Here is a 3,913-nt window from a genome sequence, read left to right on the forward strand (position 1 = left end):
GTCATCCCGCCTGCCGACTTCGACGCGCTGCGGCAGGCCGGCGCCTCGGCGAGCGCGGCGTAGAGCGCCTGCACGGCTTCGAGGTCGTCCAGTTCGACGAGCAGGCCGGAGTCGGCGCACCGCAGGAACCTCATCACAGACCCCGCGCGACGAACGGCCGCAGCTCGACACCACCGGCGACCAGCTGGTCCCGCACGGATTCGGCGATGGCCACCGCGCCCGGGCTGTCGCCGTGCACGCAGATCGAGTCGGCTCCGACGCGGATCATCGATCCGTCGACGGCCTCGATCGGCTCACCGGCCGCCAGCCGCAGGCAGCGCTGCGCGATCAGCTCCGGGTCGTGCAGCACCGCGCCGGGCTCGCGCCGCGACACCAGCGTGCCCTCCGGCGTGTAGGCGCGATCGGCGAAGGCCTCGCGGAACACCGGCAGCCCGGCCCGTTCGGCCTGCTCCAGCCACTGCGAGCCCGGCAGTCCGAGCACCGCCAGCGACGGGTCGTAGGCGCGCACCGCCTCGACCACCGCGGCGGCCTGGTCGGCGTGGTGCACGATCGCGTTGTAGAGCGCGCCGTGCGGTTTGACGTAGCCGACCTCGGTCCCGGCGATGCGGGCGAACCCGGCCAGCGCACCGATCTGGTAGATCACGTCGTTGGCCAGCTCGCGCGGCGGGACGTCGATGAAGCGGCGGCCGAACCCGGCCAGATCGCGGTAGCTGACCTGCGCGCCGACGACCACGCCCTGCTTGGCGGCCTGCTCGACCGCGCCGCGGATCACCGTGGCGTCCCCGGCGTGGAAACCGCAGGCGACGTTCGCGCTGGTCACGATGCCCAGCAGCGCCTCGTCATCGCTGAGCTCCCAGCGCCCGAAGCCCTCCGCGAGGTCCGAGTTGAGGTCCATGCCCACCTCACTTCCACAGCGCGGCGATGCCGCCGAGCGAGTTGTATCCCAGGTACAGGGTCAGCAGCCACGCGACCACACCCACGATCAGCAGCCACTTCGGGTAGCGGTATCCCCCGAGCAGGTCACGGCGGCGGGCGGCGACGTACATCAGCACGCCGAAGCCGACCGGCAGGATCAGCCCGTTGAGCGCTCCGGCCAGCACCAGCAGCGTGGTCGGGGCCTTGTCGAGCAGCAGGAACACCACCGCGGAGATCGCGACGAAGCCCACCACGAGCCAGTTGCGGGCGCGGGCCAGCTTCGGCGAGAAGGTCACCAGGAACGACACCGAGGTGTAGGCCGCGCCGACGACCGAGGTGATGCTGGCGGCCCAGAGGATCATGCCGAACAGCCGCATGCCGATCTCGCCGGAAGCGTGCTGGAACGCCTCCGCGGTCGGGTTGGCCGAGGTCAGCGCCACGCCGCCGGCGACGACGCCGAGCACCGCGAGGAACAGCACCATCCGCATCACGCCGGTGACCAGCAGCGAGACGACCGAGCTGCGGCTGACGTCGACGATCCGCTCCGGGCCGGTGACCCCGGCGTCGACCAGGCGGTGCGCGCCGGCGTAGGTGATGTAGCCGCCGACGGTGCCGCCGATGAGCGTGGTGATGGCCAGGAAGTCGACGTCGCTGGGCAGCACGGCTTCCTTCAGCGCCTGACCGACCGGCGGTGCGGAGGCGAACGCGACGAACGCGGTCAGCAGGATCATCACCACGCCGAGGACCACGACGATGCGGTCCATGGCCACGCCGGCCTTCTTGCTCAGGAAGATGCCGATGGCGATGACCGCGGACAGCGTGCCGCCGATCTTGGCGTCCAGGCCGAACAGCGCGTCCAGGCCGAGCGAGGTGCCGGCGATGTTGCCGACGTTGAACACCAGTCCGCCGAAGACGACCAGCGCCGCCATCAGGTAGCCGAGGCCGGGCACCACCTTGTTGCCCAGGTCCTGCGCCCGCATGCCGGAGACGCCGATGACCCGCCAGACGTTCAGCTGCACGGCGACGTCGACCAGGATCGACACCAGGATCGCGAAGGCGAACGCGGCGCCGAGCTGGATGGTGAACTCGGTGGTCTGGGTGATGAAGCCGGGCCCGATCGCACTGGTGGCCATCAGGAACACCGCGCCGAGCAGGGTGCTCCGCTTGGCGGCCGAGGATCCCTTCTCGGTCGTCGTCGTCTCAGCCATGGCACTCCGATCAGCTGCGCACCGACCGGGGCCGGTGGGGGGGAACGTCGACTTGGAGACCGCACGAGCAGGCGGTTCGGGACAACATAGAGAATTGTTGAACAATCCGGCAATACCCTGGGTGAAAATTTCTCGTTACACTCGAGATCAACTGAACCGGCGTCGTGGGGAGCTGGATTGACCACCGCGGATCCCTGGGCGGACCTCCTGGCGGCCGACCGGTCGCTGCTCGACCGCACGAGCACGGCCGAGCGCGTCGCCGAGCTGCTGCGCCAGCGGGTCATCGACGGCGCGCTCGCGCCGGGCACCAGGCTGTCCGAGGAAAGCGCAGGCCGAGCACTCGCCGTCTCGCGCAACACGCTGCGCGAAGCGTTCCGGCTGCTGGTGCACGAGCGGCTGCTGGTGCACGAGTTCCACCGCGGCGTGTTCGTCCGGGTGCTCAGCGACGAGGACGTGATCGACCTCTACCGCATCCGACGGTTGCTGGAGATCAGCGCGGTGCGCCGGGCGGCCGGGGCACCGTCGGAACTGGTGGCCGCAGTGGATCAGGCGGTCACCGAGGGTGAGCGCGCGGCCGGGGAAGAGCGCTGGTGGGACGTGGGAACCGCGAACATGCGGTTCCACGAAGCGCTGGCGGCGCTGGCCGAGAGCCCGCGGGTCAACGAGACGATGCGCCGGCTGCTCGCCGAGCTGCGGCTGGCGTTCCACCGCATGTCCCGGCCGCGCGAGCTCCACGAGCCGTACCTGAAACCGCACCGGGAGATCGCGGACCTGATCAGCGCTGGTCAGGTGCAGGAAGCGGCCGACCGCCTGGAAGGCTACTTCGACGCCGCCGAGGCCCAGCTCGTCGCCGCCTACCGCAGCTACACCCCGGAGTGATCCCGGCTCTCGGCAGCGGGGGCTAGGATCGCCGCGCGTGAGGCTTCCGCTCAGCGCCGTCGTCGAGGGACACCAGTACCTCCTCGAGGCCATCTCCGCTCTGACCGACGAACAGATCGCCGCCCCGTCGCTGCTCCCCGGCTGGAGCCGCGGGCACGTGCTGGCGCACCTGACGGACAACGCGCGGGCCTTCGCACGGGTCTCCGCCCACGCGCTGCGCGGCGAGCTCGTCGATGCCTACGACGGCGGCCAGCAGGAACGCGACGCGATCATCGAAGGGCTCGCCGGCAACAGCGCCGAGGAGCACCGCGCCCGGCTCGCCCGGCACAGCGCGGCGCTGGAGGCGGTCTGGTCGCAGGCGGCGGAGGCGGACTGGAACCGCCCGGTGCGGTTCCGCAACGGCGACCTCGCCGGGATCGTGCGGATGCGCTGGCGCGAGGTCTGGATCCACCTGGTCGACCTGGACGTCGGCGTCGGCCCGGAGCAGTGGACCCCGGAGTTCTCCGAGCACGCCATCGACTTCCTGCTGCCCCGGCTCCCCGAGGGCTTCACCCTCCGCCGGACCGACGGCGACGGAACGTGGTCCACGGGCCCCACCGAGATCACCGGCCGAGTGCAGGACCTGGCGGCCTGGCTGGCCGGCCGGACCCCGGACCGAACCCCGTCCGGCCCCCTCCCCGAGCTCGGCCCCTGGCCCCCGCACCCGATCCCGACCCAACGCCCGGCCCGCAGCTGAGCGACGCGGGCAGCCGTGAACCGCAGTTTCAATTGAAACTGCAGATCTCAGGCACGACGGATCACAGTTTCAATTGAAACTGCGGGGGTTCCCCAGCGCACCGTCGAACGCCAGCGACGACTTCCCGGAACCGGACAGACCGGTGAACACGATCAAGCTGTCGCGGGGCAGGCTG

General features: G+C 70.9%; 4 protein-coding genes. 2 read left to right on the plus strand and 2 right to left on the minus strand.

All coding sequences use genetic code 11. The features are described 5' to 3' along the window. Nucleotides 1-133: 133 nt before the first annotated feature. Together ABTZ89_RS36635 and ABTZ89_RS36640 are read right to left on the minus strand one after the other, a co-directional pair. Nucleotides 134-895 (minus strand): LamB/YcsF family protein, encoded by a 762-nt coding sequence (locus ABTZ89_RS36635; RefSeq protein WP_351053631.1) that lies wholly within the window; start codon nucleotides 893-895, stop codon nucleotides 134-136. A gap of 7 nt (nucleotides 896-902) precedes the next feature. Then, nucleotides 903-2,123, minus strand: a complete 1,221-nt coding sequence (locus ABTZ89_RS36640; protein ID WP_270949830.1) for an NRAMP family divalent metal transporter — start codon at nucleotides 2,121-2,123, stop codon at nucleotides 903-905. 177 nt (nucleotides 2,124-2,300) lie between these two features. Between ABTZ89_RS36640 and ABTZ89_RS36645 the strand changes: the two genes are divergently transcribed. Then, nucleotides 2,301-3,002 carry a GntR family transcriptional regulator gene (locus ABTZ89_RS36645; RefSeq protein WP_351053633.1) on the plus strand — a complete coding sequence of 234 codons (702 nt, stop codon included), beginning with the start codon at nucleotides 2,301-2,303 and terminating at the stop codon, nucleotides 3,000-3,002. Nucleotides 3,003-3,039: 37 nt separating this feature from the next. Continuing rightward, nucleotides 3,040-3,738, plus strand: a complete 699-nt coding sequence (locus tag ABTZ89_RS36650; protein ID WP_270949832.1) for a maleylpyruvate isomerase family mycothiol-dependent enzyme — start codon at nucleotides 3,040-3,042, stop codon at nucleotides 3,736-3,738. Nucleotides 3,739-3,913: the final 175 nt, after the last annotated feature.

Source organism: Saccharopolyspora sp. NPDC002686, assembly GCF_040295745.1.
GTDB lineage: Bacteria > Actinomycetota > Actinomycetes > Mycobacteriales > Pseudonocardiaceae > Saccharopolyspora > Saccharopolyspora oryzae.